The sequence below is a fragment of the Microcystis sp. M061S2 genome (genome assembly GCF_020245605.1).
Classification (GTDB): Bacteria; Cyanobacteriota; Cyanobacteriia; order Cyanobacteriales; family Microcystaceae; genus Microcystis.
Map to the genome: position 1 here is coordinate 18,480 of NZ_JADBUP010000102.1, position 26,888 is coordinate 45,367.

Here is a 26,888-nt window from a genome sequence, read left to right on the forward strand (position 1 = left end):
ACATCTCTATGTATCTCTAAACAAAATTTCTCACCACTTGTACTTTTTACGCGGAAGATGGGAATAATTAGAGTAGGGTTGTTGCTTTGAGGGGATGTTTTGCTGACGAAGAGAGTGCCAATGAATCTTGAAAATGGACAGATAGTCCGAGTTCGTTCTCGTCAATATATTGTCGAGGAAGCTATTCCCCCCACCATTCTAGGGGGAGATACTTTGGTAAGACTCTCCTGCTTAGAAGACGATGCACAAGGACAACAACTTGAAGTGTTTTGGGAACGAGAGGTTGATGCCAATCTGGTAGGAGCTTCATCTTGGGAGTCTGTGACTCAGAAAGGTTTCGACGATCCTCGCTATTTCTCGGCATACCTGCACACCCTCAGATGGAACTGCGTTACCTCTACAGACCCAAAACTCTTTCAAGCCCCTTACCGAGCAGGGATTGAGGTCAAATCGTACCAGCTTGAACCGCTCCGCAAGGCACTGCTCCAACCGAGGGTATCGCTCTTCATAGCTGACGATGTTGGGCTAGGAAAAACCATCGAAGCGGGACTGATCCTGCGTGAAATGCTCATGCGGCAGAAGATTAAGCGTGTGGTGATTTCCTGCCCTCCCTCTGTAGTACGCCAGTGGCAAGAGGAAATGGAGAGTCGGTTTGGTCTTCTGTTCCAAGTCTTTGATCGCGATTATGTCGCTGCCAGAAGGCGGGAACGGGGCTACGGGATTAACCCTTGGACGACTCATACCCGCTTCATTATCTCTCATGCGCTCCTTCGAGATGAATCCTATGCAGCACCGCTTCGCGATTGGTTAGGGGACTTCAATTCTACTTCGATGCTCATTTTGGATGAGGCGCACAATGCTGCCCCTGCCAGTGGCTCTCGCTACGCCATTGACTCACAACTTACCCGCACCGTGCGAGACCTAGCCCCCCGCTTTGAACATAAGCTTTTCCTCTCGGCAACGCCTCACAATGGGCATTCTAATAGTTTTGCCGCCCTGCTTGAAATTCTTGACCCCCAACGGTTTTGTAGAGGAGTACCAGTAACATCAAAGCAACTGTTGGATGCAGTAATGGTACGGCGGCTGAAGCAGGATCTACGAGAGATCGGCGATGCCGACTTCCCCGAACGTCAGATTATCCCCATCATCATTGATGGACTCCATCAAGATGCCCCCGAGCTAAAACTCGCTCGATTACTCCAAGAGTATCGAGGCTGTCGTGAGGAACGCTTGAAAAATGCAACGAAGTCTACCCAGGCAGCAGCGATGCTGGTCATGACTTCGCTCCAGAAGCGTCTCCTCTCTTCAATTGAAGCATTTGCCCGTACACTGAGCGTACACAGGAAGGCGATCGAACGACAGGCTGATAAGCAACGGAGCAAAGCGAGCCGCAACCTCTCGCTTCTCAAGGAGTCTCCAGGGTGCGATGATGATCGCGCCGAACTCTCAGAAAAAGAGGTAGAAGCCGAAGAAGATTCCCAGATGGCGGCGGCCACCCAGTTGTCTGCCGAAGCTGTATCGGAGCGCGAGCTAGAACTTCTTGACGAGATGGCGAGGATTGCAGGATTGACGCGACATCAGCCCGATAGCCGTGTCAAGGAATTGGTTGAATGGGTTCGTGTCAATCTTTGTCCCGATCTGGGCAAGGGAGGTGCGGTGTGGAATACTCGTCGAGTGGTCATCTTTACCGAGTACACCGACACCAAACGCTATCTTGAAGAGCAGTTAGGGCAAGCGATCGCATACTCCGACAGGGAGAATGACCGGATTGATACTTTTACCGGCGGAATGGGAGATGAACGCCGTGAATTGATTAAAGCAGCATTTAATGCTGATCCAGAACACCATCCACTCCGCATTTTGATCGCCACCGATGCAGCACGAGAAGGAGTGAACCTTCAGAACCACTGTGCTGACCTCTTTCACTTCGATGTGCCCTGGAATCCGAGCCGTATGGAGCAACGCAACGGCCGCATTGACAGGAAACTTCAGCGCCAGTCGGTGGTGCGGTGCTACTATTTTCACCTACGACAACGTCCTGAAGATCGGGTGATTGATGTGCTGGTCAAAAAGACCGCAACCATTCAGCAAGAACTGGGAAGCCTCTCGCCGGTCATTGAGAAAAACGTCGGAAAACTCCTCGATCGCGGCATTCGTGCCAATGAGGAGCAGAGTCTCGTAGCTGCTATCCAGGGAGCAGATAACGCTAATGAAGAATCACAACTGCGCGGTCGTTTCATTCAGGAAGAGCTTGAAGCCGTTCGCATCCGTAAGGAAAAGCTCATTGAGCAGCAGACACTACTTGAAGCGATGCTCCATGACTCCAAGCTTTGGCTGGGTCTGGACGATCGCCATTTTCGAGATGCCCTCTCCGCCTCTCTAGAGATTTTGGGCGTAAAACCCCTTGAACCGCTAGACGCACAGGAGACAGTCAAGGATATAGAGCGTGCCAGGTGGGTATTGCCTGCACTCCACGAACGAGCCGGAGCAGATCCGACGTGGGCGACCACGCTCGACACCCTTAGAGTGCCTCGCAAGAAAGGCCAGAAGCTGTGGGATTGGCGTAAGGAAACAGGGATCCGCCCAGTGGTCTTCCGCGACCCAGGAACCCTTGATGGCAAGGTTGTCCACCTTCACTTGGAACACCGCCTCGTGCAACGTCTTTTGGGACGCTTTCTCTCTCAAGGGTTTCTCCATCACGAACTGACCCGCGCCTGTGTCTGTCTTACCGACGACCCCATTCCCAAGGTGATCGTCCTAGGGCGGCTCTCCCTCTACGGTGAACGAGCTTCACGACTCCACGACGAAGTGGTTGCTGTGGCCGCCCAGTGGCTCAACCCGGAAGCACGAGGACGAGGGAAACTACGCCCGTTGAGCGAGACAGAAAAAGCGGACGTTCTCCAAGAATTGGAACATTGCCTTGCCACCCCCCGACTCCGAGAAGTCCCGAACTCCCTCCTAGAACGATGTAAGGAGTACGCTGCCAGAGATGTCGCAGATCTGCTCTCCCATCTTGAACGTCGCGCCCAGACTCTCGCAGAGAGAGCAACCCGAAAGCTGACCGAGCGGGGTGAGAAAGAGGCGGTTCAAATGAAGAAGCTGCTTGAAGAGCAGAGAGCGCGGATTCTCAAGCATGAAGCCAAGTATGAATCCCATTACTACCAACTCGAACTGTTTCCGAGCGAGGAACTCCGGCAGCTTGAAGCTGATCGCCGCCACTGGCGAGTTCGGGTAAAACAGTTGGAAGAGGAGATTGAAACAGAACCAGGGCGAATCCAACAAACTTACGAAGTCAAGGCTAACCGCATCGAACCAGTCGGTCTCATCTACCTCTGGCCAGTGTCGAATTAGGGAGGAAATATGACATTCGATCCAGAAATCTATTGGCATAAAGAATGGCTAGGACTTCTCCAGCCAGTCGGATTGGTCGTTTCACCCCTTGCTCTGGTTAAGGCACAGGCGGTTGTGGATCGCTCACGAGCCGTCGAGTTGCAGCAAAACCTGGAGGGTTTAGTCTGTGCTGAATCATTAGGCGGAAGGATTGAGGAGAGGACGGCGTGGATTCAGGATTTTCCTGTATTTGCCGAGCAAATTTTGGGATGGATGCCAGAAGACTTAGTGGGAACAGCAGGGCAAGAAGAGCTTCCCGAAGGGCTAGAAGTTGTACTTCCTGACTACGGTGAGACCTTGCGCCCTACCTATGCCGTTCGAGAGCCAGATAGCGGACGCTGGCTGATGCTGATTCAATCAGTTGACCCCGGATTGCCCTTGGATGAAATTGACCCAGAGACTGAGAGGGGAAACGGCTGGAAAGCAAGGCTACAAGCTAAGTTTGAACGGTTATTGCGAGAGACACAGATTCCTATTGGGCTGTTATGGAATGGAGTTGAGCTTCGGCTGGTGTATGCTCCCCGTGGAGAATCATCGGGACATCTCACGTTTCCTGTGCAGGCGATGACTGAGGTTGCAGGTCGCCTCATCTTAGGTGCCCTTGATATGTTAGTGGGCGCAGACCGCTTGTTTAATGTACCGAGCGATCGCCGCTTGCCAAAGATTTTAAGTGACAGTCGGGACTATCAGGCTGAGGTTTCAACTAAACTGGCAAGTCAGGTACTCGATGCTTTGTGGGAACTGCTTAGAGGTTTTCAGTCGGCAGATGCCGCCGTTAATGGGGCATTGCTTCAGGGGTTGGCGAAACAGGAACCGCAACACATCTATGGTGGTTTGATTACTACCCTCATGCGGTTAGTATTTCTCCTCTATGCTGAAGATGAGGGGTTGATGCCTGATGATGAGGTGTACCAGCAGAACTATGCAGTATCAGGGCTGTATGAGCGTCTGCGTGAGGATGTGGGCAACTATCCCGATACGATGGATCAGCGATATGGAGCATGGACGTGGTTGCTGAGTTTATTTCGTTTGGTCTATGACGGGGGAGGGTATGTACCCGAATATCTGCCAGCACGACACGGACAGCTTTTTGAGCCAGATGAGTATCCGTTTTTGGAGGGGAGAAGTCGTGGGAGCCATTTCCATCCCGGTGAGCCGGTGGAATCCCCGCGCATACCCGATGGTGTAATCTACCGCGTACTGGACAAGCTGCTCATGTTAGATGGGGAGCGGCTTTCCTATCGTGCGCTTGATGTAGAGCAGATTGGCTCGGTATATGAAGCGATCATGGGCTTTGAGGTGAAGGTGGCGCAAGGCTTATCCATTGCGGTACGCCCCAAGGATGTGGTGGTCAATGTCGAGCAAATTTTAGCAGAGAAGCCAACAGAGCGAGCGAAGCGACTACAAGAGGAAGCAGAGTGCAAGTTGAGCAGCAAAGAGAGTTCGGCACTCAAAGATGCCAAAACACCCCTAGAACTGGTGGCTGCCCTCGATCGCAAGGTATCATCGCGCACCCCGAACCTGTTGCCAGTCGGTTCACTGTTCCTACAGCCGGGAGAGGAACGGAGGCGTACTGGCTCCCACTACACGCCTCGAAAGTTGACCCAGCCTATTGTAGAGACAACTCTGCGTCCCGTATTTGAGGGTTTAGGAGCGCATCCTACCGCAGAGCAGCTTTTGGATCTCAAGGTATGCGATTTAGCGATGGGTTCGGGGGCATTTTTGGTGGAAGCCTGTCGACAGTTGGCTGAGAAGGTGGTGGAAGCTTGGACGCGGGACGATAAAAGTAAGGATTTACCTGACGATGTTGAGCCACTCTTAGCTGCACGAAGGTTAGTAGCCCAACGATGTTTATATGGCGTAGATAAGAATCCCTTTGCGGTGAATCTAGCCAAGCTCTCCCTTTGGCTGGTGACTCTGGCGAAGGATCGACCCTTTACCTTTGTGGATCATGCTCTAAAATGTGGAGATTCCCTTGTTGGGGTAACACAGGCAGAGATAGGTTCCTTCGGCAAAATATACACGCAAGATCTGGCTCTGTATGGACTCTTGAAACCAAGCATTGATCGTGCCAGCAAGTATCGCCGAGGGATTCAAGAGCGCGATGCGAGAACGGATGAGGAGGCTGAAGAGAAGGTTCAACAACTTAAAATAGTCAATGAAGAACTTGAAGATGCGCGACTAATTGGGGATACAATCACCGCTTCTTTTTTTGATGGTACAAGTAAGAAAGAACGTGAGGAGAAGCGAAAGGAATATGCGATTCTTGTAGCCAAGTGGCGTGAGGGGGTAGTTGAAGGGAAAAAGATTGAAAAGATTTCTGCAAGCCTAAGAGATGGTGGTAGGCCAGTTGTCCCCTTTAACTGGGAGATTGAGTTTCCAGAGGTGTTTGATAGGGAAAATCCAGGATTTAATGCGATTGTAGGAAATCCGCCCTTCGCTGGCAAAAATACTGCTATTAACAGCAATCCGGTCGGTTATTTGGATTGGCTTAAGGAAATTCACCCAGAATCTCATGGAAATTCGGATTTAGTTGCTCATTTTTTCAGACGGGCATTTAATATCCTTCGTAAATCCGGCACGTTTGGCTTAATTGCGACCAATACTATTGCCCAAGGTGATACCCGAGCTTCAGGATTACGCTTTATCTGTAACAACGGTGGAAGTATCTACAACGCCCAGAAGCGGTTAAAGTGGCCAGGTTTAGCAGCAGTGGTAGTGAGTGTGGTGAATATTTACAAAGGAAATTATTCGGGAACGAGAACTCTGGATAGTCGTTTGGTGCCAAATATCAGTGCCTTTCTCTTTCCCAAGGGCGGTAATGAGAATCCACAGATCTTGTTAGCCAATAGTGGCAAGAGTTTTCAAGGTAGCATTGTCTTGGGAATGGGTTTCACGTTTGATGATACCAACCCAGAGGCGACACCTATCGCTGAAATGCACCGGTTAACCGAGAAAGATACTGGGAATGCTGAACGAATTTTTCCCTACATCGGTGGCGAGGAAGTTAACAGTAGCCCCACTCATTCCCATCATCGCTATGTGATTAATTTTGGGGAGATGAGTGAGGATGAGGCACGGAAATATCCTGATTTAATGACGATCGTTGAGAAGAAGGTTAAGCCTCAGAGACTAGCGCAAAAACGAGAAATTCGGGCAAGATATTGGTGGCGATTTGGAGAAACCACACCTGCACTGTTTAGAGCCATCGCCCAATGCGATCGGGTGTTGGTTATTTCTCGGGTTGGTCAACATGGATCATTTACCTTCTTATCAAGTGGACTGGTTTATTCTGAGTCATTGGTGGTCTTTCCGTTGAATACTTACGCCGCTTTTTGTGCAATCCAATCTCAAAATCACGAAATCTGGGCCCGCTTCTTCGGCTCATCCATGAAAGATGATCTCCGCTACACCCCCACTGACTGTTTTGAAACCTACCCCTTCCCCGAAAACTGGGAAACCGACCCCACCCTCGAAGCGATCGGCAAAACCTACTACGAATATCGCGCTGCCCTCATGGTACAAAATAACCAAGGATTAACCGACACCTACAACCGTTTCCATGACCCCGCCGAACGCGCCTCTGATATTCTCAAACTCCGCGACCTCCATGCTCAGATGGATCGCGCCGTTCTCGATGCCTACGGCTGGTCAGACATCGACACTACCTGCGGCTTCGCCCTCGACTACCTCGACACCGACGAGGATAACCTTCCTCCCGAAGCCCAAGAACGCATCGCCTCCGGCGACCTCTTCTTCCCCACCGCCGACGAAGCCTGCGCCTTTGACAGTATCGCCCGCACCAGCAAACGGAAACTCCCCTGGCGCTACAAATGGCCCGAAGCCACCCACGATGAAGTCCTCGCCCGCCTCCTCGACCTCAACCAAAAACGCCATCAGGAGGAAATTTTAGGAGGAAAACACGCCCAAAAGAAGGAAAATGCCAAAGTAACGCAAAAACGCAAAGGCAAAAAAGCACAGGTTGACTCACCCCAACTACCGCTCTTTCCCTCCCAGGAACTACCATGAAATTAAACCAGAATAAAAATGAGGAGGCGAGCTATGCCCTTACAGTTAACCATTACCTACCCTGATACATTTCCTGATGCTTTAGGTAGCACTAAAGAGCAATTTGAACAGGAGGCTAAATGGGCAATGTCAGTCAAACTTTTTCAAATGAAGCGGCTTTCATCGGGCATGGCTGCTAGTTTATTAGGGGTAAACAGAACTGCCTTTCTAATGAAACTTGCTGATTACAATATTCCGCTCATTGACCTAACAGAAGAAGAATTATTATCTGATTTAGCAAATGCCTAAAACCGAGAAAATTGTAATCAACACATCCCCCTTAATTGCGCTAGTTGCTGCTTGGGGTGATTTAAGTATTTTATCATCATTAAAAGAATATGCTTAGTCACAAGATTAGATTGAGTCAAGTTGTCACTGATTTTGCTCTCAAACAAGCAGGGGAGGAAGAATAAATGACAACACCCGCAGAAGTTCGTGAACAATTAGTTGAAGCTCTCCAGCTCGACCTGGTTGGCCCCACCCCCGAAGATGCCCTTCACGCCGAAGAAACCATCCCCCAGGCACCTTCCCTCTGGTATCTCACCGGTTTTCTCGTCCCCTATGAAGCTTCCCTCAGCCAGCGTTCCGATGATACAGGTGATGACGACCTCGATGAAGTAAGCCGCACCTCATCGGGAGACGATGAAACAACACCAGAGGCTGCTTCCGCCCGCAAAGCCCTATTCCCCTCTTCAATTGGTTTAAGCTTTCTCGTACCCCAGGAGACAACCGCTCTCAACATCTGCGTCGATTGGGGAGACTATGCTCCAGTGCCTCAGGAGGGAGAGGAGAACATCGCTGAAACCCGCCTGCAAACACTTACATCCACACCCTGGCAACGAAGCCCGCGTCAGTCTTGTCTGCGAGTGCCTCTGGGTCAAAATACCACGCACCTTGATGTACCAGAGAGTGATGGACTCCAACTCGTCCTGTCAGTGCGGAAAGTCAATGCCAATACGAAACTGCCACCGGGAACTAAAGCTGTCTCCCTCTTCCTAGTTAATTCCCGCCAGCCAGCCCCAGATAGTGAGCGAGACATCGCCTACATCTTTCAAACCAAACTCACGGTGCAAACTGAAGCTTGGTTTGTCCCCCGTCCTGATTTGCGAGGACAGACTCTCGATGATGACGATGAGCGTATCGCTGACCTCCAGTATCGGAACGACTATGAGTTTGCTGTCGGTCATAACGTCTCAGCCGTTGCCATTGAAGATGGAAATGGACAATGTAAGGAGATCCGTAGCGCCTGGATACCTTCGGCTGAGGTTGAAAAGGTCATCCCCTCAGATATTGAAGAGGTCGAACTTGGTATGGAAGCCTTAAGTGAGGCGACCGATGGGGCAGCAGTGCGGCAGATGGTGGGACCAATGGTCATCGCCTACGCTGCCTGGATTGGAGAGCAACGCACCAAAATTCCCCAAGAGCCAACCTGTAGAGTTCAAGTGACAGAGGAACTCCTTCACCGAGCACACAATGTCAAAGAGCGCATCACCGCCGGACTTAACGCCCTTGATGAACCCGATGTCTTGGAAGCGTTCCGCATCACCAACCGAGCGATCGCCACTTCAATTCGCCAGCGAAGCTGCCACGAGCGGGATGACTTAAGCCCTGATGAAGTTGCCCCTCCCCAGTGGCGGCCGTTTCAGCTTGCGTTCCTGCTCATGAATATCGTCGGGCTGGCCAACCCTACCCACGATGAGCGCAAACTCGTGGATCTCCTCTTCTTCCCTACAGGTGGGGGTAAAACGGAAGCCTATCTCGGACTGGCAGCCTTTACGATGGTTCTGCGGCGGCTGCGTCACCCTGGCATTCAGTCAGCAGGGTTGAGCGTCCTCATGCGCTATACCCTCCGACTCCTGACCCTCGACCAGCTTGGACGAGCAGCAACCTTAATCTGCGCCCTAGAACTTGAGCGACAGAAAGATGTCGAGAAGCTCGGGCGCTGGCCCTTTGAGATTGGACTCTGGGTGGGACAGACCGCAACCCCGAATCGCATGGGCAAGAAAGGCGACAAGGACGACAATACAGCTCGGGCGCGTACCCTCGCCTACACCAACGGCAAGACCCAAATCTCCCCCATTCCCCTGGAGAACTGTCCCTGGTGCGGCGAGAAGTTTACCAAGAACTCCTTCCAACTGCTGCCCAACCCAGACCAGCCTACTGACCTGAGCATCATCTGCGTCAACCGGAAACGAAGAAAAGATGGCAAACCGGCCTGTTCCTTTCGAGGCGATCGCCCTCTACCTATCCTCACCGTTGACGACCCAATTTACCGGCGACTCCCTGCCTTCATCATCGCCACCGTGGATAAATTTGCCAACCTCCCGTGGGTTGGGGAAACTGGCGCACTCTTTGGGCGCGTGCATCGTTACAACGAGAATGGCTTTTACGGGCCAGCAGCGGTCAATGGGGGAGGAAGACCCCTCGATACGCCACTCCCGCCCCCAGACTTAATTATTCAGGATGAACTTCACCTCATCTCCGGCCCCTTGGGGACGATGGTAGGTCTCTACGAAACGGCGATCGATTACCTCTGCTCCTACGAAGTCAACGGTGTGCGAGTGAGTCCCAAGATCGTGGCTTCCACCGCAACAGTACGGCGGGCTACCAGCCAGATTCGTGCGCTCTTCGGAAGGAGTGCCGTTGAAGTGTTTCCGCCACCAGGTCCAAATCGGCACGATTCCTTCTTTGCTAAGACTGTTCCCGTTACTGAGCGGCATGGCCGCCGCTATGTGGGCATTGCAGCACAGGGTCGAAGCCTCAAGGTTGTCCTGATGCGTTCCTATCTTGCCCTCCTTGGTGCAGCCCAGAAAGCCTGGAAAGAAGCAGGAGGGGACAAGAATCCTCAGAACCCCGCAGACCCTTACATGACCCTTGTTGGCTACTTTAACTCCCTCAGAGAACTAGGAGGTAGCCGCCGCATTGTGGAGGACGAAGTGAAATCGCGCCTTGAGTCCTACTCATTGCGCCGCCGTGAAAATGAGACGAAAGGACTCTTTAATAACAGAACCATTGCCGATGAACCGCTTGAGCTAACCTCACGGGTGAGTACTGGTGAGGTAGCAGAAGCCAAGAGCCGCCTAGCCCAGACCTATAACCCGAAAGAGCGGCTGGATGTGGTGTTAGCCACCAACATGATCTCCGTGGGACTCGATATTACCCGCCTCGGATTGATGGTTGTCTTAGGGCAACCCAAGACGGTGGCTGAATACATTCAAGCCACCAGCCGGGTGGGACGGGATGATAGACGGCCCGGGTTAGTAGTCACACTCCTCAACGTTCACCGTCCCCGCGATCGCTCACACTATGAGCGATTTCAGGCCTGGCACAATACCTTCTATCGAGCAGTGGAGGCGACGAGCGTGACCCCTTTCTCCCCTCGGGCTATAGATAGAGGGCTCGTCGCGGTTACGGTAGCTCTTGCACGACTCGGATGCTTAGAACTGACCGCACCACTGAACGCCGTCAATATAATTGAGCATCGGGACGAACTCAATTTTGTAGTCGAGGCGATCTCCGAGCGAGCCGAGGCTCAGAATCTTGATAAAGAGTCCTCAGAAGAACTTCGACACAAAATTAGGAAACAAACGCTCGAACTGCTCGATAATTGGATGTATCTCGCTAAGGAGAAGGGAAGTTTGCAGTATCAGCGAGAAGTGGGACAGGCACCGCCGCTTCTGTTTGACCCTCTCGATCCCGATCTCGAGAAACAACCAGCCGTAGCTCGCCAATTCAAAGCTCAGAGAAGTTTACGAGATGTGGAGCCAACGGTGAACCTTTGGGTACATAATCCCGATGGGTTTGAAGTTGAGGAGGAAGAAGAAGTATGAGAGCAAAAGGACAGCAGCCACCGACAGGAGAGATCCGCCAGAGTCAGATCATTTCGACCTACGGACCAGGGTCGATGGTCGATCTACCGGATAAGTCCGTGATTATTGGCGGACTCAACCATTGGCTTTTTGGTGAGCAAAAAAAACGAATCTTTGAAGAACGACTAGAAGAACGGGTGAGCCAACTTCTCGGGGTGTCACCGATTGCTCTCTATGAGCCTCCTGCTAGCAACCAAGAGGTAATGAGCGGGCGCACTGGCATCCGCACCTTCATGTTTCCGGCTTGGTTTGTGGCGCAGGTTGAGGATAGATGGAGATCACCGACAGGAAAGGAGTACCGCACCCGGCCTCTCCTACCTTGGAATCGTTTGGTCAGTGGGAAATACCTCGACCGAGATCGTAAAAAGCGCCCAGTAGTTCCCATTCGTTTTGTCCAAGCCTGCGTCAACGGACACATTAGTGATGTCGAATGGTACGCCTTCGTCCATCAAGACTTCCAAACGAGCTGTCGCGGCCAACTCTGGCTGGATGAAGGTGGGACGGGAAGCGATTTTGCCGATATCTTCGTTCGTTGCGAAGCTTGTGGAACTCGCCGCCCACTCTCAGACGCGACGATCCCGAATGCTAAGTCTCTCGGCCCGTGTCAGGGAATGCGCCCCTGGCTCGGTCCCAATGCCAGGGAAAAATGTGTGAACCCAGATACGGGCAAGACCCCACAAAACCGACTCCTAGTCCGTTCGGCGAGCAATGCCTACTTTTCTCAAATCTTGAACGTCATCTCCTTACCCAATGCCGATGAAAGACTGCGGGATGCGGTGAACAAGGTGTATGAAGATTATCTGCAGTACGCGGAAGATATAGAGGAACTTTGCCGAGAACGCCGTAAGGAACGAGTGGCCAATGCACTTGAGGGATTCAGTGATGCTGCTGTCTGGGAAGAAGTTGAACGCCGTAAAAGTGGACGACCGAAGCAAGATAAAACGATCAAGCAGATTGAGATAGAAACTCTGCTATCTCAACCTGATGCCATCGGGGAAGATAAGCCAGAAGGTGATTTCTACGCCCGCAACCGAGACCTCAAGGGATTGGAGAAAGAGCTTAAGGAAAGAGTAGAGCGGATAGTTCTCGTACACCGCCTGCGGGAGGTGAGCGCCTTGGTTGGGTTTACGCGGTTTGAGCCAGCGATTCCTGACATTGATGGGGAACTGAAGCTTAATGTCACTCCCGCAGCCCTCGACCTCGATCTGAGTTGGGTTCCAGCAATTGAGAATAAAGGGGAGGGGATATTCCTCTCCTTTCGACCGGAGGCGATCGCCTCTTGGCTTGCCCGAGAATCGGTGAAGGAGCGAGGCCGAGCGTTGCATAAGGGATTTGAAGTCTGGCTTAAGTGTAAGGGAATTGCGCCCAACCAGTTTGGATTCCCCGGACTCCCCTACATCATGCTCCATTCCCTCTCCCATCTCCTGATTACCGCGCTTTCCCTAGAATGTGGTTATTCAGCGAGTGCGATTCGAGAACGGATTTACGCTGGTGCTTCTGGCTATGGCATCCTCCTCTATACTGGGTCGTCAGGGTCTGAGGGGACCCTGGGAGGACTCGTACAGGAGGGAAGGAGGATAGAGGAGCACTTAGCAAGTGCCTTGGATATGGGGAAGCTCTGCTCCAACGATCCAGTCTGTGCCGGACACAAACCAGATGAGACATACGAAGAGCGATTTCTCCACGGAGCCGCCTGTCACGGTTGCCTCCTCATCGCCGAGACCTGTTGTGAACGGAGAAATGAGTTTCTCGATCGCGCTCTCGTCGTGGAAACCGTAGAAGGTTTGGATGCTGCCTTCTTTCCCACCTCAGGCTTATGACATCTCCTTTTCTGAGCCTGAGTAGACCGGCGCTAGTTAACCTGGCGATCGCACTAGAACAAGGTCGCCTGATGCTTCCCACTACGGTCAGTGCTCTTAGTGGTTCAGTCCCCCCTGAACTCTGCGGGGCAATAGAGTCGGAAATCAACTATCTCTATGACAGTGGAGCCAAGGCCGCCCATATCGCCTATACGCTGAGGATGATGGCAGCGGAACGGTATGCTGCTCAAGGAGAACGGGATAAAGTCGATCTCGTCTGGACAGGGCACGCAATTCCAGGCTCTGAGAGTCGTGATACGAGTGTCGTTGTCCGTGAACTGTTTGCGTCAGCTCTGAAAAATGTCCTGATCTCCAGCTATGCCCTTGATAAGGGCATAAAGGCTCGGCATCTCTTTCAGGTGCTCGCGGACAAGATGGACGCAGATCCATCACTTAGGGTGAAAATGTATCTCAATGTAGATCGGCCATACAGAGATGAGAGGCCAGACTCAGTCCTCCTCAGGGAATTTGCAGAGGGATTTCGCAACGAGATCTGGCCTGGAGAGCGACTGCCCGAAGTATTTCATGATCCGCGCTCACTAACGACTACTACACAACATACACGAGCTTGCCTCCATGCTAAATGTATAGCGGTAGATGATGAAAAGCTCCTGGTAACCTCAGCCAACTTTACTGAAGCGGCGCACGAGCGAAACATCGAGGCGGGCATTCTACTTGCTGACCCGTGGGCGGCACGGGCAGTGCGGATTCAGTTTGAGAATCTGGTTGCCAAACGAATTCTGCGGCGGGTTCCAGGATTGTGATCACTAGGAAAAATAGATCTTACAACGTTTCTCATTAACATGAAGTACACTTTTATGGCTGAAACCCTTATCCTGCAACGATCTGTGTGTACTTCACCATTTCGTGACATCAAAAAAATACCAAAGAACTCCATTCCCCGTCGATGCTAACCTGCCTAAGACCGGATCCAAAGCCGAAAGAAAATTTGACTAAAAGGACAAAAGGTCTGAACTAGCCTCCTCGTGGAGGAAATGATTTGTGATGCTAAAATATATTTACCAAATTGGTAAACTAAATTATAGTTCCATATAAAAGTCGCCTAGAAAATTGTAGAGGTAGCAGTGTGAGTCGGGAGCTTATCAGCAAAGCAACACGCAACGAGTTTCGAGAAGTGCTAGTCGGATTCACTCTTCGTCAAATTGAGCTAATTTTTGAGGGAGCAAATATACAGGCGAATCTTAAATACGCCCCTCAAGTTGGGGGTCAGAGAAGGTCTCTTGTTGAACAATATTATTCAACTATTAATTTTTGCTCAGAAGAAGATGTTAATAGGTTAATTAAAGCCTATGGTGAAGTTGTGTTTCAGTTAGAACGCCCAACTAACAATAATGGCGTGAGCCAAGAAGTAATCGAAAACATCAAGCGGCGAATGGAACTAGACGGGTATCGTTATGAATCTGGTCGTTTTAATTGCATCTCTGGTAGAGAACTCTCACTTCTTCAATCCGTTAGATCTCATGCAGTCAAACTCGACATGGAGGGGTTGCATATCCAAGTAGAGCGGCTGTTGAGAGCGGCTGATACAGATCCGCCGTTGGCGATCGGAACGGTAAAAGAGCTAGTTGAAACGGTTTGTAAGACAATTTTGGAAGACAAAGGAAAAGGGATTGAATCCACCAATAAAGATCTCCCTGCTCTCATTAAGCTTGTTCGAAAAGAGCTCTCTCTTCTATCAGAGGATATTCCTGAATCAGCAAAAGGAGCAGATACCATTCGCTGTCTCCTTAGCAATCTCGGCCAGATTGTTCAAGGGTTAGCAGAGTTACGAAACCTATACGGCACCGGCCACGGTCGATCGGCCCGTTCAAAGGGAATCAGTTCTCGTCATGCAAAGTTGGCAGTAGGTGCGGGGGTATCGCTGGCAACGTTTCTTTTGGAAACTCATCTGGAACGCTCTGAAAATTCCAGCGACGTCTCAAATGAGGTTAATTAGGGGAAGTAACTATGACCAGATTGATTCACCGAAGACGTTTATCTTTAGCTACGATGGCATAATCGATCCAAATGCTCAAGGGCTTAACCGTATATATGATGAGGTAACCAGTTAGATCTCAGCAACATTATCGGCTATACCCAAGATCAGATCCGAATCCACAAGGAATTTTAGCTAGACTGAGAAAAGGTCTGAACTAGGCTTCTCATCGCAACAATAGTTTATACTAGTAGCAAAATATTTACCAAAATGGTAAACTAAAATATAGTTACATGAATGGACATTACCTTCGCTGACGGCAAACTTCAGAAGCTATGCGAGCAGCAATCGGTCGCCCAACAGAAACTGGGTCGAACCTGCGCTCGTAAACTTCGCTCTCGTCTCGCTGACCTTGCTGCTGCCGGGTCGGTAAGGGAGCTGGTGTCAGGGCGGCCGCATCCCTTGAAAGGAGATCGCGCTGGGGAGTTTGCTGTAGATCTAGAAGGTGGGAAACGACTCGTCTTCAAGCCAGCTAATACTCCTATCCCTATAAATGAGGATCGAAGTATTGATTGGTCGAAGGTCACTCGCGTCTGTATCGTTTTTATAGGGGACTACCATGACTGAAATTACACGCCCCTTCACCCCTGATTGGGTCTCTCCTCCTGGTGATACCATTCTGGATCTACTGGAGGAACGCGATTGGACGCAGGCCCAACTGTCAGAGCGTCTGGGGTACACGACAAAACACATAAGCCAACTGATTAACGGCAAAGCACCGATTAATGAGGAGACTGCGCTTAAGTTAGAGCGGGTACTAGGAAGTACCGCTGGATTCTGGCTTAACCGGGAGGCTCAGTACCGCGCTCAACTTGCCAAGATTGAGGAGCAAGAGCGTTTGCAAACCTGGACTCCCTGGTTAGATGAACTTCCAGTCAAGGAGCTGATGCAGCAAGGAGTAATCCCAAAGCGTCGAATTGATGCTAAGAGTAAACCTGGCATTGTCAGGGAACTACTACACTTCTTTGGTGTGGCATCACCAGATGACTGGCAAACCTTTTACGTTGGGATGGAGTGTGCCTTTCGTCGGACGCGAGAGGCTCAAAGTGATGTGGGAGCGATCGCAGCCTGGATTCGGCAAGGGGAAATTCTTTCGGAGCGGCTCGACTGCCCGAAGTACAGTAAGCCAAAATTCGAGAAAGCGGTGCGAGAGATTCGCACGCTCACGGTGCTAGACCCCGAAGAGTTCGGTCCAGCGATGCGGAAGCTCTGCTGGGAAGCGGGAGTGGTATTTGTGATTGTCCCGTCAATTCCAAGGGCGCACGTGAGCGGGATGGCTCGGTGGTTAAATCTCCACAAGGCACTGATTCAGCTATCGCTCTACGGCAAACAGAACGACCGCTTCTGGTTTACCTTCTTCCACGAGGCAGCTCACATTCTTCTTCACGACAAGAAGGATATCTTCCTAGATGAGTGGGATGGGGGAGCAGTAGTGCAGTCAAAGCAGGAGGAAGAAGCAAACTGCTGGGCACGGGAGTTTTTAATTCCGCCGCAGTACGAGGTAGAACTACCCAAGTTGAAGTCGAAGGATGCTGTAATTGACTTTGCCAAGCGGATTGGAATTCATCCCGGCATGGTGGTAGGACGGCTTCAGCACGATAAAGTGATTGCTCCTACTTGGATGAATGGTTTGAAGGTAAGTTTTCGGTTCATAGACGGTAAATAAAGGTATGAAAAGGCACGCATCTCAACTAGAAGAATTCAGGAGGTAATGAATGGCAAGAGCGATCGCTGCTCGCAATCAAGGAGATGACTATCAAGCACGTTGGTTCTGGTGCCAAGCTTGTCGTCTCTTTGGTACTCATACAAAAGTTGTTCGCGTTGCTTATGAAGCCAACAATGTGAAGTCTTTTGACGATATCGTCGTGTATTTTGATGGCATGATTGATGAAGAGGGAAATAACCTTCACGCAGAGTATTTTCAGGTAAAGTTCCATGTTACCTCAGCCGGAGCGTTAACCTGGAAGAGTCTGATAGATCCGAGCTTCATTAATGCCACATCAGTTTCCCTTCTTCAGCGATTAAAATATGCCCAAGAGAAGTATGCTCCCAATGGAACGGAATCTCATTTTATTCTATATTCGCCTTGGCAGATACATCCTGACGACCTACTAGCAGGAATTCGTTCTGAAACTGATGGCAAGTTGGACTGGCATCGGTTGTCCGATGGGGGAGCAAGATCAAAATTTGGTAAGATTCGTAGCGCCTGGCGAGAACATTTGGGAATAGAAACAGATGAAGAGCTCCGCACTATTCTTCGTCCTCTAAGGATTCGCCAAGGACGAACCCTGGCGGAACTAGGCGAATCCTTAAACGATAAACTTTGCCGAGCGGGGTTACAGGCGGTTGATGAGGGATGCCTCTGTCATCCTTACGATGACTTGATCCGCAAGCTTCTGCAGTGTGGGAGAACGGAGTTTACACGAGCCGAGATTATAGACATATGTAAAAGGGAGAAACTTTGGATGGGAGAATCCACTATTGAATCCAATGATTACCAAGTAGGAATTCGTAGTTTCCTACGGTGGACAGAGAACCTAGAAGATGATACCGATGAGATGCTCGATCTACTTCGATGGTTCGATGGGCGAAATATTCGTTCTCCCGAACTCTGGCAACAACAGGTGTATCCATCAATTGAATCTTTTCTTACCACAAAACTAAGACCATCCCAGCGATGTGATCTTCATCTTCACGCTCATGGATCCATTGCGTTTGCTGTTGGATACTGTCTGGACTCGAAATCAGGAATTGATGCTGCAGTTGTTCAGTCTACTCGTTCTGGGCGTGAAATATGGCGACCTTCTCCTCATCCAGACCCCGCAAAATACCCAAGTTGGGAATTCGGTAGTGAGATTATCTCAGAAGATGGAACGGAAGTAGCACTTGCTCTCTGTGTGACTCATCAGGTTACCCCTGACGTTAAGACTTTCATTGAGCATGAAAAACTACCAGTTAGCCGCATATTGACTTGTACCCCTCCTAGTGGTCCTGGGCCTGGATCGATTTTAGATGCCGATCACGCCAAACTCCTAGCTGATCAGTTATCAGCGCATCTCAAGACAAAACGCACGAGTGTCGAGCGTCAAGGTAAGTTGCATCTTTTTGTTGCTGCGCCGAATGCGCTAGTATTTTTCATCGGCCAAGTTGCAAGAAGCTTCGGTTCGTGCATTTTTTATGAATATGCCTTTGAGGACAACTTACCCGGTGCGTATCAACCCTCTTTGAGCTTTCCACCAATTTGACTTCCAGATGAACTGATTAGCCAAGTGGTTCACCATTTGTTCTTCATTACACCACAAATCATGCAGGTATAAACGTACTATTATTGTATATAGCAAGTTCTGCTACGTGCTCATTGAACAAAAGAACAATCAAGATGAAATTACCCAGCTATTTTAATGACTTTCTCGCAGCAATTCGTCCGCAAGATAATCATGTTGAGGATTACAAAACGGGACACAAAACTTTGAGAAAAAGGCTCCAAGAGTTCGATGAGCTTTCTCCCCTCATCGTGACCACATTCTTGCAGGGGAGCTATCGACGCTCTACGGCAATTCGTCCACAAGGAGATAAACGAGCTGACGTTGACGTAATTGTTGTCACAAAGCTCAGTGAAGAAGAGTATACGCCAAAAACAGGAATGGATCTGTTTGTTCCGTTCTTAGAAAAGTTCTACAAAAATAAGTATGAAGTACAGGGACGTTCGTTTGGGATTCAATTGTCCTATGTCGATCTTGATCTTGTTATTACTTCGGCTCCATCAGAGAGTGAAGTGGGAGTTCTTAAGTCCGACAGTGTTAGTTCTGACGATACTCCTGAAACATCAAGAGCAGATGATGATTGGCGATTAAATCAGTTGTGGATATCAACAGAAGCTAGGTCTATGTTGTCATTAGAAAGACAACAATACCGCCTAGATAGTGCCAACAAGGAAAATGAATGGAAGGTATCTCCACTTCGTATTCCAGATCGCGATACACAGAATTGGCAAGATACTCATCCACTCGAACAAATCCGATGGACATGGGATAAGAACCGGAGATGCAACAAGCATTACGTCAATGTAGTTAAGGCTCTTAAATGGTGGCGCAGGGAAAACCATACGACACCCAAATATCCGAAGGGATATCCAGTTGAACATCTAATTGGAGAATGCTGTCCCGACGGAATTGGGTCAGTAGCAGAGGGAGTAACTAAGACACTAGAAGCTATTGCATACAATTATAATGCTTATGCCGCTTTGAAACGAACACCCAACCTACCAGATCGCGGCGTGCCTTCCCATAATGTTTTCAAACGAGTGTCAGGGGAAGATTTTGCAGAGTTTCATGCTCAAATCTGTGAAGCTGCTAAGATTGCACGTCAGGCTCTTGATGAGGAAGATTTACATAGAAGCGTTGAATACTGGCAACAAATTTTTGGAAAGAGATTTCCAGATGCACCGCCCAAAAGAAGCGATGGGTCACCAAGTGGTGGGTTCTCACCACGGCAAGGGCCATCTATCGTTACGGGAGGTAGGTTCGCCTAGTGAGTAACAAGGAGATACTGGATACTCTAAGAGTTGCTCGTAGAACTCTCGAAAGTCTGCCACCAGTTAAGATTCTCAGCGATTGGACATGGAGAGATGATGTTAGGCGATGGATTCTCCATTGCCAGATATGGGTCGAATCAGCTCGGAGAGAATTGATTCCAGAAGTAACAGAATGGTATGTGCTTGTTGCTTCAGAATATCCCTGGGGACACATTGAATTTTATCCCAGCAAGCGAATTGGGCTAACCCGTACTTTTCCTCATCAAAATTTTAATGGTGAGGGTAATGACAACTATCCCTGGCGGAATGGCAACCTATGCCTCAGCACAAGCTCGCGGGCTTTTGGTCGCCACAACCTCGACATTGAACCCTATGATGTTCACTGGCGGCTCCACTGGCATTTTGAGAGGGCTATTCAGTGGTTGATTTCAGGTTCACAAGGTATGCTTGCTTCTCAGGGTGAACCGTTTGAGCTTCCTCATTTCCCGGTAAAGTCGTCAGATACAGTTATTTTCTCAGAAGGGATTGAGTCCTTTGCTAAGTGGCAACTAATCTCAGATTCGGTAGGGTTGCTTGATTTAGTTCCGCTAAGTCATGACTCAGATATCTTTTTTGTCAAATCCTTTAGGTCAGCTCGTGGCCACGAATTATTCGTACCAACTTGGGGCCGGATAATGACTGAATTAAATGCTGAAAAAGTATCGGGGATATGGGTTCGTCTGAAAGCTGTTCCTGTATTGGAACCTTGGCAAGTACCATCAAATTGGAAGGAGCTAAGAGATATTTGCCGAGAACAGAAAATCGAACTAGACCACGAATTGAAGAAAATTGTCAAGCCAATTCGAGATGGTAAGCACCATCTCCTTGTGCTAGGATTTCCTATACCTTCCAAGGTGGGCGATTCCCCGTGTCAAATGCACTGGCAACCTATCAAACTTCCCGTTCTATCAATGGGTAGCAAGACAGCGAGGGGTTTCAGAACAAATGATTTGGGTTATTGGCAACGAGATCGCACTGAGATTCTACGCGGAACTATGATTTTGCCTTGGGGAGATTCCGAAAATTGGCATTCTGAACAAATATCAATCCGTGGTAAGTTTACCGACATGATAGCCAGCAGACAGGTATTGCTGATAGGAGTTGGAGCGATTGGCTCGGTAGTGGCTGAACTTTTAATTAGAGGTAATGTCCGAAGGTTAGTCCTAGTAGATTCAGACAAGCTTGAAATAGGAAATTTATCAAGACATACGTTGACTCGGGACTCTCTCAAAAAGAGTAAAGCTGCTTGTGTTGCTCAACGTCTTAATCTTGCCTCACCTCATGCAATCGTTGAATCTATCGAATGTGACTTCCCTTTTGTTGATGAAACCCATAGAGCTTCTATTCAAGAATGTGATCTGGTTCTGGATTGTACTGGCAGCGATTCTGTTCTACACCATTTAGAGCATTTCGCATGGAACAATGAAAAGGTTTTTGTTTCGCTTTCTCTTGGAATGGGTGGTAGGCGTCTTTTTTGTTTCACGGCTCTCGGTAAAAGCTTTCCGTACTCCGCCTTCTCAGACTTGGTTAAGCCTTGGTTAGAAAAAGAACGAGATGAAAATAAGGATCAACCATTACCCTGGTCAGGAATAGGATGCTGGCATCCTATTTTTCCTGCACGAGTTGATGACGTTTGGATGATGGCTTCAATTGCGGTAAAACACATAGAGTCATTAATGACATTCCATTCCATCAGAGAGAATTTTGCGGTATTTGAGCAAGTTTACGATATGAATGGTAATTTTTGTGGTGTTCATCGGGTAGAGAACAATGAGGCAGGCCACTAATCTTGAATTTGTTTCTGATGACCAAAAGTTTGGTGTAAGGATCGAATATAAAGAGGTTCTTAAAATCCTCAAAATCTGCGGTTCTGCCGGTAATACAGAAGTCGGTGGAATAGTCATTGGCCTTTATAACACAACATACAATTGTGCATTAGTAAAGGTTGTTACTAATGCACCGTCAGATTCCCTTCGAGGAAGTACCTGGTTTCATCGAGGTATATGGGGACTGCAAGAACGTCTTAACCGATTATGGTACGGAAGACAGTATTTCTATCTTGGAGAATGGCATTTTCATCCTAACCACTCAGCTCACGCTAGCTCAACAGATATTGAGCAGATGAGAGAAATTGCTATATCAGAACAGTATAACTGCCCGGAACCTATCTTGCTGATTTGCGGCGGAAACCCTAATGCTTATTGGGAATTAAATGCTTATGTGTTTCCAAGAAATCGAATGTGGGTAAAACTCAGAGAGGTCGTTGAAGTCCCGCCCAAAAGAGCAATAATACCACACCAACAAACGTAGATTTCCCGCAGTGCCCCCCCACAAAAAATGTTAACGTGCCGTTAACACCAGAGGAGAATCAGCCAACTCCTCAGTTCCGTGCCGTCGCTCCTATTAAGACTTCTCCTCAAAACGGAAACGTCTCCGGCACGGGCACTCCCTCACTCTCTACCTCAAAATCCACCACCTCAACCGGTGCCAGCATCGACAGGGAAGACACCGCGCCGATCACTTGGTCGGGACGTACTTCTAGGTACTTGTAGAGTTCGTCAAGGGTTCTGTGTCCAGATATCTCTTGGATAACCCGCAAGGGGATGCCCGCATTGCTCATCTGAGTCAAGGCGGTACGACGAAAGCTGTGGGTACTTACTCCCTCAATCCCAACGCGGCGGCAAGCTTCGCGCAAGATCCAACTAGCGGAGTCCGCTCGCAGGTGCGTATTGGGATAGCGGCCTGGGAAAAGGTATCCCTCCATGCTGGGGGGATGGTACTCTTTGAGCCGCACCCGCAGCTCCTCAATTACAGGTATCGTCCGCGTCGCCAGTTTACCTTTGGTATTGTTCTTGCGGAAACCGATCTCCGGGCGAACTTGCCCGCGCCGGTCATAGACATCAACGACCAGGAGCGTCACTGCTTCATTTACCCGACAGGCGGTGTAGAGCATCACCGCAAACAGTGCCCGGTCACGGGGAGGGTTGAGGGTGAATCCCTTGCTAAATAGCGTCTGAATCTCCCCCTGGGTAAATATCTTAGCGCGACCATAACGGTCAATCTTCATCAGCACTCACTCCCTCTGCGCTTCCCTTCCTATTGAACCGTTTGAGGGGGATAGTCAGCAAGGGGAGGGCGGATTCCAAAATTCCCGAACGCTAGCGCCCACTCTGAGGGATAATAAGAAAAACCTATCTAAACACCAAGAGGGGCACGGAAGGCCCCACTCAGAACATCGGTATACAGCATAGCTATACACTCGAAACGACAATTTCTAGTATAGCAGGTTAGCGTTCTAAGTGGACAAAGTCCGTGCCTCAGAAAAATAAGAGGCACAGAAAATGTTTGTTACGTCCCTAGTTCTTAGTATTTTCAACCGCACCCGGATGCGGCATTCAGTTCCCGCAGGTGCAAAAACTCTTGTTAAAAGCTCCCACCACCAACTGTTGGCACTCGAGAGTGGGCTACGGGTGCGGCGACATCCGTTATGGATGAAGGAATCAGGTCAAAGATGCGTTCCTCCTGCCTTATCTTTTGAGCGTACCGATGAGGAGATCTCGCGCTACGGCTTCTTCTCCGTTTCCCCCAAGCAGTGTGATGAGACCGCTCCCGCACTGTCTCGCTCTTCTCAGGAGGTGCGCTAATGAGTCGCCCCTTCCTCTCCACAACGCGCTATCGCCCCTGCCCAGTCTGCTCCGATATGCAAGGGGACTGCCGCATCACCAGCCTCGGTAACGTCCTCTGCCACTCCTACATTCTCGGTGAGAACATTGGCAAGTGGCAGTTCGTCAAACCCATCCAAGATATCTGGGGACTGTTCGTCCCGGCATCTACCTACAACCTGCGGGGAGACTCCTTTGAGGCGATCTCACGCCACATTGAGCGCGACCGCAAGAAGGATGATGCCCGCCAATTACAACACGCACTCTCGGCAAAACAACTCGAAGATGCTTTCCGTCGTTGCGGGCGGGCTTCCGGTCTGGATGCACCGCACCGCGAAAACCTTATCTCTCGCGGCTTTAGCGATGAGGAGATCTCGCGCTACGGTTTCTTCTCCGTTGCCCCCAATCAGGATGTGGTAGCTGCCGTGCCCTGGGCTTTTCCTGGTGTCAAGAACGCCCGGCGCTTTAGTGTGGCCAGCAGCGGCTTCACCGTCCCCTTCTTCAACCGCGAGGGGCAGATCCACGGCTACCAGATCCGCCTCGACAAGGTAGAAGCAAGTAAGTATCGCTGGGCGAAAGGTGAACTCTCCAGTCACATCGCCATCGGGGGAACCCTCGAACTACCTCTCACCTTCATCGATGGCGGCAGCACGAACAGGAAGCGCGTCGGGCTGGGTGAGGGCGGGCTGAAAGTGATGCTCGCCGCCAAGCGAATCCCGATACCGTTCATCGGCGCGTCCGGGGGGCATTTTGACAACAGCCCCAAGCAACTGGCATCGATGCTGGACGGAGCAGAGGAGGCAGTAATCTTTCCCGATGGCGGCGACGTACTCAACCTCGCGGTGATGCGCCGTTGGGAACGGCAGATCGATTACCTCAGTCGCCAGGGTTACACCGTCAAGGTCGCCTGGTGGGGACAGGTGCAGAAGGGAGGTAGCGATATTGATGAGGTGCCGGATGCCACCCTGCAACAGCTTGCCTATCTCGACCCCGCCCAATTCTACGACATCGCCCGCAAGGAGCAGCGCCGCGCTACCACCATCGCCGTCCAGAAGCGGCTTCACTCCCTCTCGGCTACCCCAACCCTGCGTCTAGCAGAACGCTACCTCCCCAACCTCAGTTCCTTAGTCCGGTTAGAGGGAATTGTCGCCTTACACTCTCCCAAGGGAACCGGCAAGACAGTGCAGATCAAGGGGATTAAAGAGATGGCTGAAGCACGGGGGATGAAGGTGATCTTCCCCACGCCCCGTCGTGCCTTGGGACGGGAGCAGGCAGCCAAGTGCGAGTTCGAGTGGGCGGGCGACCTACTCTTTGCGGGAGTCTCCCATCAAGCAGCCCTGGAGAACATCGCCGCCCTCGGCCTGTGTTGGGACAGCTTCTGGAAGCTCCAGGAGCGGGATTTCCACAACACCTTGGTCGTCATCGACGAAGCGGAACTGGCGATCTCGCACCTGATGTTGAGTGCTACCTGCAAGGAGAAACGCCCTCAAATCCTGCGTACCCTTGAAACCAAGCTCGCTGAACTGTTGCTCGGGGGTGGGTGTCTGCTCATCGCTGACGCTGATCTGAGTGACATTTCGCTGCGCTACTTCAGCACCCTCGCACCAACCACACCCCTACAACTAATCGTCAACGAGCCAGAGGGGAGCGTCCCCACCTGGAACGTCGAATTCTGGCGAGGCAAGAAGGATATGCTGCACGAGCAACTCCTGTCCCAGTTACAGGAACCAGTGGTGGAGGCAGATGGCACGGTGCGTCCCCGGCGCCTCGCCATCGCCACCGACTCCCAGAGCGAAGCTGAGGCAATCGAACGAGCAATCCGGCAGGCACAGCCCGACATCAACATGATCCGCATCGATAGCACCACCACCGAGACGGATTTCGGGCGCAATTTCGTTGAGCGGCCGAACGAGAGCATCACCTCGCTCCAGCCCCAAGTGCTGATTTACACCCCCTCAATGGGGGCAGGGGTGAGCATTGATGGGTCATGGTTCGACGAGGTGTACGGCTTCTTCTTCGGGGCGGTCGAACCGAGCCAAGCGCGGCAGATGCTCGGACGCAACCGCCAGCCCATACCTCGGTACGTCTGGTGTCGAGAGCGGGGCATCCTTGACGGGGAAGCCCTCTTCCTGCCCCACGAGATTAAGGAAAAGCTGTTCTGTTTTCACAAGGAGACATCTATCCTCCTCGATGTCGCCCGTGCGATTGCGGGAGACGGGGCGACCGACTCCCATTTGATGGGGGTCTATGCCCAAATCTGGGATGCCAACACCAAGACCTGGGATAACCCCCACCTCGACTGCTATAGCGACCTTATGGCTCGCAAGAACTTCGCCCTCGCCCATCTTGCCGAGCAACTGCTCCAGGAGTTGCGGGAGGAGGGGCACCAGGTGGTGGAGAAGTCCACAAACAAGCGGACGGAGCAGGGGCAGCTTATCGCTCAGATTAAGGGGGTGCTGCCAGTAGAGGTAGCAATGGCGATCTCCAGGGCGGCTGATATCCCCTTGGATGTCGCCCTGCTCCTGAACCAGCGTCCGAACCCGACCGAAGAACAGCGTCATGAAATAGCCAAGGCATTCCTTCGTTCGGAACTACCGGGGATAGAGCTAACCCCAGAGTTCATCTACAAAGCCGTTACCGCTGACCGCCGCCACTGGCTCAACGCCGTTCGGCTCTACTGGTACTGCCAGCACCCCAAGGAGGCAGCAGCCCGAGACACCCAAATCTGGCTCTCCCAGCTCGCTAAGTTTGCTTCTGGAGCGGTGTACCTGCCTGATGTCAGGACAGTTACCCTCCAGGTTAGCGTCCTGCGGCAGGTGGGACTGTTTGAGGCGATCGACACGGTGAAGGGTGAGAAGATCTACTCGGAGGACTCGCCAGAGATCCAGCGAGTTTATACCCAAGCACGGCGGCTCTACCACAAGTTGAGGCTCGCCTTCGGCATCACGGTCACCAAAAAAACCTCTCCCATCTTCGCCATCAACCGATTGTTGGAACGAGTGGGACTGCGGCTCAAGTGTTGTGGGGAGGATAAGAACCGCAAGCGGCTCTACCAGGTCGATCTGGCCTTGCTCACTGACTCCGACCGGATTGCCGTCCTCGAGAGCCTGAGCCGAAGAGCCGCCCAAATCCAAGCGGAACGAGCATTAGAGGCTCCCGCACCTTTTGCAGATAGTATTAATAACGCACAATTGTGCGGAGAAATGGATGAAAGCCAGGATAGAACGGCACTTCCCTCCGTAGCAGGCGATCTCGTCACCGCCATTGAGGGGGCGAAGGGGGAGGAGCTGAAAGGTTTGCTACAACACGCCACCGAATTAGTCCGTACTGCTGTGGTGAGTGGAAGCGCGCTCTGGGAGCGACTCAGTGAGCGAATTAAGGAGGTTGCTCGAGAGGTCTTTCCGAAAGAGTTCCAGGCGTTCGCTGAGGCGGTGGCTTGGGGGATGTAGGGATAGGCTGTGGGCAGTAACC

15 protein-coding genes are annotated in these 26,888 nt (G+C 50.8%); 14 read left to right on the forward strand and 1 reads right to left on the reverse strand.

What is annotated here, in order from left to right:
* The first annotated feature begins 120 nt into the window (after window positions 1-120).
* From drmD to IM475_RS17475, 12 genes are all read left to right on the forward strand, one after another.
* On the forward strand, window positions 121-3,351 hold the full coding sequence (gene drmD / locus IM475_RS17420; RefSeq protein WP_287728500.1) for a DISARM system SNF2-like helicase DrmD: 3,231 nt from the start codon (window positions 121-123) through the stop codon (window positions 3,349-3,351).
* A 9-nt stretch (window positions 3,352-3,360) separates the two neighbouring features.
* On the forward strand, window positions 3,361-7,419 hold the full coding sequence (locus IM475_RS17425) for an Eco57I restriction-modification methylase domain-containing protein (protein ID WP_287728501.1): 4,059 nt from the start codon (window positions 3,361-3,363) through the stop codon (window positions 7,417-7,419).
* A 33-nt stretch (window positions 7,420-7,452) separates the two neighbouring features.
* Complete coding sequence (locus tag IM475_RS17430) at window positions 7,453-7,707, forward strand: UPF0175 family protein (protein WP_287728503.1); 255 nt, start codon at window positions 7,453-7,455, stop codon at window positions 7,705-7,707.
* A 164-nt stretch (window positions 7,708-7,871) separates the two neighbouring features.
* Window positions 7,872-11,288, forward strand: a complete 3,417-nt coding sequence (gene drmA, locus IM475_RS17435) for a DISARM system helicase DrmA (protein ID WP_287728504.1) — start codon at window positions 7,872-7,874, stop codon at window positions 11,286-11,288.
* A complete protein-coding gene (gene drmB / locus IM475_RS17440; RefSeq protein ID WP_287728505.1) occupies window positions 11,285-13,147 on the forward strand; it encodes an MrfA Zn-binding domain-containing protein in 1,863 nt (620 codons plus the stop codon). Before drmA ends, drmB begins: the two co-directional genes overlap by 4 nt.
* The gene (drmC, locus tag IM475_RS17445; protein ID WP_287728506.1) at window positions 13,144-13,950 is read left to right on the forward strand and encodes a DISARM system phospholipase D-like protein DrmC; all 807 of its coding nucleotides are present in this window, start codon (window positions 13,144-13,146) and stop codon (window positions 13,948-13,950) included. The genes drmB and drmC overlap by 4 nt, the downstream gene beginning before the upstream one ends.
* A gap of 323 nt (window positions 13,951-14,273) precedes the next feature.
* The gene (locus tag IM475_RS17450; protein ID WP_287728508.1) at window positions 14,274-15,143 is read left to right on the forward strand and encodes an abortive infection family protein; all 870 of its coding nucleotides are present in this window, start codon (window positions 14,274-14,276) and stop codon (window positions 15,141-15,143) included.
* A gap of 598 nt (window positions 15,144-15,741) precedes the next feature.
* Window positions 15,742-16,848 (forward strand): helix-turn-helix domain-containing protein, encoded by a 1,107-nt coding sequence (locus tag IM475_RS17455; RefSeq protein ID WP_287728510.1) that lies wholly within the window; start codon window positions 15,742-15,744, stop codon window positions 16,846-16,848.
* A gap of 49 nt (window positions 16,849-16,897) precedes the next feature.
* Window positions 16,898-18,427 (forward strand): SAVED domain-containing protein, encoded by a 1,530-nt coding sequence (locus IM475_RS17460; RefSeq protein WP_287728512.1) that lies wholly within the window; start codon window positions 16,898-16,900, stop codon window positions 18,425-18,427.
* 134 nt (window positions 18,428-18,561) lie between these two features.
* On the forward strand, window positions 18,562-19,713 hold the full coding sequence (locus IM475_RS17465) for an SMODS domain-containing nucleotidyltransferase (protein ID WP_287728514.1): 1,152 nt from the start codon (window positions 18,562-18,564) through the stop codon (window positions 19,711-19,713).
* A 155-nt stretch (window positions 19,714-19,868) separates the two neighbouring features.
* Window positions 19,869-21,542 (forward strand): ThiF family adenylyltransferase, encoded by a 1,674-nt coding sequence (locus IM475_RS17470; protein WP_287728516.1) that lies wholly within the window; start codon window positions 19,869-19,871, stop codon window positions 21,540-21,542.
* Entirely contained in the window at window positions 21,526-22,065 is a 540-nt protein-coding gene (locus IM475_RS17475) for a Mov34/MPN/PAD-1 family protein (protein ID WP_287728517.1), read from the forward strand. Before IM475_RS17470 ends, IM475_RS17475 begins: the two co-directional genes overlap by 17 nt.
* Before the next feature lie 106 nt (window positions 22,066-22,171).
* On the opposite strand, the gene IM475_RS17480 is transcribed toward IM475_RS17475, so the two are convergent.
* Window positions 22,172-22,822, reverse strand: coding sequence for a tyrosine-type recombinase/integrase (locus IM475_RS17480; RefSeq protein WP_287728519.1), 651 nt, complete (start codon window positions 22,820-22,822; stop codon window positions 22,172-22,174).
* 403 nt (window positions 22,823-23,225) lie between these two features.
* On the opposite strand from IM475_RS17480, the gene IM475_RS17485 reads away from it, so the two are divergent.
* Together IM475_RS17485 and IM475_RS17490 are read left to right on the forward strand one after the other, a co-directional pair.
* Entirely contained in the window at window positions 23,226-23,399 is a 174-nt protein-coding gene (locus IM475_RS17485) for a hypothetical protein (protein ID WP_287728521.1), read from the forward strand.
* Window positions 23,399-26,866, forward strand: coding sequence for a plasmid replication protein, CyRepA1 family (locus tag IM475_RS17490; RefSeq protein ID WP_287728523.1), 3,468 nt, complete (start codon window positions 23,399-23,401; stop codon window positions 26,864-26,866). The genes IM475_RS17485 and IM475_RS17490 overlap by 1 nt, the downstream gene beginning before the upstream one ends.
* The last annotated feature ends 22 nt before the right edge of the window (window positions 26,867-26,888 follow it).